Genomic DNA, 5,894 nt, shown 5'->3' on the forward strand with positions numbered 1-5,894 from the left:
CACCCATGCCAGACCAACGCACCAACCGCCCCACCAGTTACGGGACAACCTTTAGCGAACAGGGAGCGCTGGAATGCAGTCTGATGAACCATCCCGGCGGGGCGCCGATCCATGGCTCGGCCACTACGCGCAGCGGGCGGCGGGGATGGTCCCGTCGGAGGTGCGGGCACTCTTCGCGGTGGCGTCGCACCCCGAGATCGTGTCATTGGCCGGCGGAATGCCTAACGTGAGCGCCTTGCCCATGGATGCCGTCGCCAGGCTGATGGCCGACCTGGTGATGGAGCGCGGGCCCGTCGCGCTGCAGTACGGATCTGCCGAGGGGAATCCGAGCCTGCGGGAGACGATCTGCACGGTGATGGCCCAAGAGGGCATCGACGCCCACCCGGATGACGTGGTGGTCACCGTCGGCTCGCAGCAGGCGCTGGACCTGGTCGCGCGGGTGTTCCTCGATCCGGGCGACACGGTGGTCACCGAGGGCCCGACCTATGTCACCGCGTTGGGGACGTTCGCCGCGTACCAGGCCCGCGCCGTCCACGTCGCCATGGATGAACGGGGCGTGCTGCCCGAGGCGTTGGGGGAGGCGTTCACCCGGCTAGCGCGCGACGGGCGGCCGGCAAAGCTGTTCTACACCGTGCCCACCTTCCAGAACCCGACCGGGGTCACGCTGGCTGCCGAACGGCGTTTACGCGTCCTGGAAGTGTGCCGCCGGGCTGGGGTGCTGGTGCTGGAGGACAACCCGTACGGACTTCTGTACCTGGAGGGCGAGCCGATGCGGGCCCTGCGCGCCGACGCCCCCGCAGACGTCGTGTATCTGGGCTCGTTCTCCAAGACCCTGGCCCCGGGGCTGCGGGTGGGCTGGGCGCTGGCGCCGTCCGCGGTGCGGGACAAGCTGGTGTTGGCCGCCGAGAGCGCGATGCTGTCCCACTCCGCCTTCGCCCAGCTCGCCGTGGACCGGTACCTGCGCACCCAGCCGTGGCAGGAACAACTGAAAGTCTTCCGGGAGATGTACCGGGAACGGCGTGATGCAATGCTCGGGGCCCTGCAGAAGCACATGCCGGCGGGGGTGTCGTGGACGCAGCCGGATGGCGGGTTCTTCGTATGGGTGGCGCTGCCTGAGGGGCTGGACTCGAAGGCCATGCTGCCCCGAGCGGTCCAGGCGCGGGTGGCCTACGTGCCCGGCACCGGCTTCTACGCCGACGGCGAGGGCCGCCGGGCCATGCGCCTGTCGTACTGCTATCCGCCACCGGAGCGCATCTTGGAGGGTGTTCATACCCTCGCTGACGTGATCGGCACCGAGCTGGAGCTGTGGGAGACCTTCGGCACCACCGCGCACCCGCACAGCCCTAGCTAGCCCGCAGGCCCCAGGCCCGGACCACTCCTGACGACCCTGATCGTAGAGGAATGGATGAGCATGAACGGCCCGAACGTCACCGTCATCGCCGGGGGCCTGTCACCGGACCGCGAGGGTTCACCGCGCCCCGGGTCGAGGGAAGCCGACGCGCTGCGCCAGAGCGGCGTCGAGGTGGAGCTCCGCGACGTCGGCAAGGACATGCTGCCCGCGCTGGCGCAGAACTCGCCGGGGTGCTCTTCCCCGTGCTGCACGGCATCGTCGGGGAGGACGCAACCATGAAGAAAGTCCTGGAGCTGGCCGGGGTCCGTACATCGGTGCCCGCACGCACGCCTGCCGTAATGGACGATCCAGCGGCCCAGGCGGCTGGCTCATGCTCCATCGCCGCCTGGCCCGCGGCTCTATCACAGGATGAAGCACCGGGAGAAACAACCTCTCGATCGCCCGGACCTGGGCCACCTCGGCCGACGAGCGAACCACGCGTGATGCCGGACAGCCCGGCGTGCGACTGCGCCTGTGCACCGACCTGCGCCAAGCGCTCACTCGGCCTCTCCGACTCGGAGCCGGAGCCTGATGCGCATTGAACTTGGTCCGCCACGACGGGGGATGCGAGACGGACCAAGTCCGAGTCCACCCTGCCACACGCGTCCCAGGGGCACGTCGTCTATCAGGGATGTGGACAGAAGTGGCCGCAGACTGGCGTGACTTCGACGATTCGGCCCTGTGTGGCTCGCGTCTCGCGGACGACGCGCCCACCCCCGCATGGCCCACCCCATCGGCAACCCGGTCGTCCTGGTGGAAAGATGTGTGCCTGGTGGAAGGCCTGGCAGGTGATCTGGATGTTGCCGGATCCGATACTGACCACGCTCACACCCCAGGCCGGTCTGAAGCCGGGTATGCGGCCGAGCCGAAAATGGGAAGGTTTTCGGGCCTTGCTCGCCGCCGAAGCGGGCAGCGTCACGCTGCGCTCCCGCCGGGGGACCCAGGTGGCGGCGGCTTTTCCGGGAGATCACGGCCGGGGCGGTGCAGCTGCCGGACCAGACCGCGCTTGATGGCGAGCTGGTCGTCTGGGCGCAGGGGCGGCTGGCGTTCGAGCGGCTGCAGGACCGGCTGCACAGCCGGGGCAGGGGTGCTGCCCGGGCCGCCGACGGCTCCTGGCATGGGTTTTCTGCATGTCAGCAGGTCCGAGACCTGTGTTCGAGGCCCCCTCAGCGGGGTGAGTTTTCGCTAGTTATTCGCGAAAACTGCGCGGGCCGTGTCAGTGGGCTTGTGACGCGGCCGGTCTCATGCCTGAGATGGTCGACGAGCTGGTGAAGCCGGTGATCGAGTACTCGATCTCGTGCCGTGGCGTCTGCAACCGCGAGACCTTGACCGGTACTTCGCCAGGCCGGGCAAACGGGCCCGGTCCACAGTACGCACAAAGATCAACATGATTGACGGGTACTTCGCGTTTCTTGAGCAGCGGTACGCAGGTGAGATCGGCTGGCGTTTCGGTGTGCTGGTGGAGTCACCGATCGATCCGTTCAACCGGCCGCGCCATCGGGGTGACTTCGGCTTGCGCGTACCGCCGTCTCAGCAGGCGATGCGGGAGTTCTTTGCGGCGTGGCGAGGTGCCCTGCCGCAGGTAGGCAAGGAGGCCGTCGCCTGCCGGGACTGTGTGATGGCGAAGATCGCCTACCTGTCGGGGGTGCGAGCGGCGGGGCGCCGTGCGGGGTGTGTATGCACGACGGCCCGGCATGCCGGGTGGCGGCGCGTCGCCGCCTGGATGAGCACAGACGCCCGGCGGTCTACGACCCCGCCAAGAACGGCGAGGCGCCGCGTGGGCGGACGAGCGCGAGGAGCGGCGGCAGGGCGACGCGGACCGGCGGGCGGCGTGGGAGCAAGGAACAGCAGGACGCACGGGACGAGCTGCGGGCGCGGGTGTGGCTGCCGGCGGACGTCAGCCGTCGGCAGCGCGGTCGCGGTCCGGGCCGGGTTGTTCCCCCGAGCAGGCCCTGGCTCGACACGCCGACCGGGTCCGCGTGGACGATGCCGGTGCTGTGGTGCTGTGCGGGTGGATCCCGTCGTCCTCTAGGCTCCGGGTTGGCCGGCTGTTCCGATGTGTGGGATGTAGGTGGGGCGGCCGGGCACCACCGTGTGGGGCGGCGTCCTGGGAACATGCCGCCGCCCCACACGCGCATAGTCCCGGCTCCTGAGGGCCCTTTCTCGCTGGCTGCGCCGGTACACCGCCCGCTGCGCCGATCCGGCGGCCGAATGGCTGTCGGAGCCAAAACAACCTGGTACGGCGGGGCGCGGTCTCCGGTCTCATGCTTGCAGGCAGGCGCCCGAGGCATGCGGAGCGGGTCAGGGCAGTTGCGGATGATATCTACCGCTATGGCTCGTTTTGGTGCATGGTGTGTGGACGGGCGCCGATCCGACCACGCCGGAGAGGCTTCCCCTGCGGGCCTGCTGTCTGCCCTTGACCCTCGTGGGCGGCGGGCCCGCCCGCCTCCCGGTCGGGGCCAGGAGGTCCTGCGGCTGCCCGCGTGCCGCCGACAGGACAGCCGCCCTCCGGGCCGCCCCCGGCCGTGTCGTCGCGGGTCCACACCGGACCTCACAGCGGCCGGCATCCCGATCCGGCCGGGGTTCCCGCGCTCACCGGACACCCCCGTTCGGACCGTGTGCGACGGCGGCCCGGCGGGTGCAGTGGCAGGGTGTCTTCGACGGGGCTCATCAGGAATGCCAGCCGTTGTGTCCCGTCTCCGGCCCCACGGACCCACACCTTCACCCGGTCCGTGGGGCCGGCGGACCAGGTGACAACAAGCGGCCGTATCCGGCATGACTGCCAGACATGGGCCACCGTGTGTCGCTGCTGGGTGAGGGCGCCCGGGTCGAGGTCGGCCGGGAACGGGGCGCCGATGTGCGTGGTCGTCCCGGCGAGGGCGGTCGTGCGCTCCGCGTACCGTCCGCTGTGCAGCTCGCCGACGACCAGCCGGGGCGCTGGGGTCCAGGCGCCAGATGCGGGATGCCAGCCTCGGCATAGAACAGCGGCTTGATCTTGCGGTCCATCGTCGTATCGCGCGGTGGAGGGCGCGGCGGTCGCCGGAGTGGGCCTGCTGGGGGTTGTGCAGCAGGGACCAGGTCCAGCCGCTCGCGCCGAGCTGGTTGCGGTAGGCCTGCGCGCTGCTGGAGCACCTGGGCGGGGCACACCACGGCGCGCAGACGGCCGCGTAGCGGCGGCGATCTCGATCGTCCTGGACCCACACCACAGCGACCGCTCTGTACGACCCGAAGGATCCGTTCAACGAGCTTGCCGGGCAAGCGTGCGTTCGTAGGGCCTGTTTAGCGCGCTTCGCGATCGCGGCCACCACGTGCGCCTTGGGGATGGTTGCGGCGGAAGGCGTCCAGGAGCGTGCTTTGGGGGATTCTGGTGATCATGGCAAGGAGCCGGATGGAGAAGCCGGCCTGATCCTTGAGCTGCTCGAGGCGGCGCTGGAAGTCGGCAAGGGCCGGGTCCTTGGCCTGCGGCACGGGCCCGGATCGGTACGTGCGCTGGCTGGGCTGCGTACGATCCGTCCGCGCCCGCGCGCCGGCACGGCTGAGGTGCTGGGCCTCCCGGGCACGCTGGTACATCATCCTCGCGACATCGTCGGGGATTTCGCGGTCGGGGCTCAGCGGACGGCCTGGCAGAAGCACTCGGTGTGTAGCCGGGTGGCCTCACGGTGGGCGCCTGCTTCGTCGACGCGCTGGCGGCGGTAGGCGACGACGAGGGCGACGAGCGCGCCCGCCCCGGCGACCACTCCGAAGGAGAGCTGCACCGGGTCGACGAGCGTCCTAGCGTCGAGCTTCGCGGTCGTGTCGATCTCCTTGACGTCCCACAGAACCACCAAACTGTAGTAGACGCCGCTGGCAACCAAGACCGCCGCCACGAAGGTGACGGTTCAGCGCAAGGCCGACCTTTGACAGCCGCAACTCCCTTTCGTGCACGGCAGGTCGCGGCTTCCGATGGGTAGTCACGAGGATGGAGACAAGACGCCGAAATCAGCAGTTGCAGTCGGACGTTCGCAAGTGGGCCGATTCCGCGATCTCCGCTGGGTCGATCGCCTACAGAGCGCGTTCTCGACAGAGTGGTCCAAACGGCTCGCCCGCATCGGGGAGCGTGCTCGGCGGCCCTCGCCCTTGTAGAAGCTGGAGTCGGCGACCACGAACCACTCCCCAGCCGTCCCAGCGACCCATCAGCGACTTGAGCACGCGTATCGCCTGGTCGAAGGGTGCACGGCGTTTCAGCCTCCCCGGCCCGTGGGGTCCTGGCAGATAGGCCCCGCGCCCGCAACACCCGTTCACGGAACCCCATGCCGCCTTTCGGCATGAGGAGCTCGCACTCTCCATGTGATGCAGGTCACGTCGCGGTGTCAAACGAACTGCCCTCGCCCGGGACTGGAACCAGTGCGGCGGGCAGCGGGGAGGGCGCGGCTGGGCCGTACGGAGCCATCGGGAACGACCAAAGGACAACCAACGTGAAGAAGCGTCCGCTGATCCCTGGTCAGCGCGTCAGCATCCTGCCCCT

General features: G+C 69.5%; 5 protein-coding genes. 3 read left to right on the forward strand and 2 right to left on the reverse strand.

What is annotated here, in order from left to right:
• Positions 1-73: 73 nt before the first annotated feature.
• The 3 genes from IE275_RS45455 to IE275_RS46715 all read left to right on the forward strand — a co-directional run bounded on the left by IE275_RS45455 (position 74) and on the right by IE275_RS46715 (position 1,922).
• On the forward strand, positions 74-1,351 hold the full coding sequence (locus IE275_RS45455) for an aminotransferase-like domain-containing protein (protein WP_189718577.1): 1,278 nt from the start codon (positions 74-76) through the stop codon (positions 1,349-1,351).
• 60 nt (positions 1,352-1,411) lie between these two features.
• The gene (locus tag IE275_RS45460; protein ID WP_189718578.1) at positions 1,412-1,630 is read left to right on the forward strand and encodes a hypothetical protein; all 219 of its coding nucleotides are present in this window, start codon (positions 1,412-1,414) and stop codon (positions 1,628-1,630) included.
• A gap of 157 nt (positions 1,631-1,787) precedes the next feature.
• Complete coding sequence (locus tag IE275_RS46715) at positions 1,788-1,922, forward strand: DUF6207 family protein (RefSeq protein WP_229871443.1); 135 nt, start codon at positions 1,788-1,790, stop codon at positions 1,920-1,922.
• A 2,747-nt stretch (positions 1,923-4,669) separates the two neighbouring features.
• On the opposite strand, the gene IE275_RS45465 is transcribed toward IE275_RS46715, so the two are convergent.
• Positions 4,670-4,858 carry a hypothetical protein gene (locus tag IE275_RS45465; protein ID WP_189718579.1) on the reverse strand — a complete coding sequence of 63 codons (189 nt, stop codon included), beginning with the start codon at positions 4,856-4,858 and terminating at the stop codon, positions 4,670-4,672.
• Between the two features lie 140 nt (positions 4,859-4,998).
• The gene (locus tag IE275_RS46725; RefSeq protein WP_229871441.1) at positions 4,999-5,214 is read right to left on the reverse strand and encodes a hypothetical protein; all 216 of its coding nucleotides are present in this window, start codon (positions 5,212-5,214) and stop codon (positions 4,999-5,001) included.
• Between the last annotated feature and the right edge of the window lie 680 nt (positions 5,215-5,894).

The organism is Streptomyces phaeofaciens, from assembly GCF_014648915.1.
Lineage (GTDB): Bacteria > Actinomycetota > Actinomycetes > Streptomycetales > Streptomycetaceae > Streptomyces > Streptomyces phaeofaciens.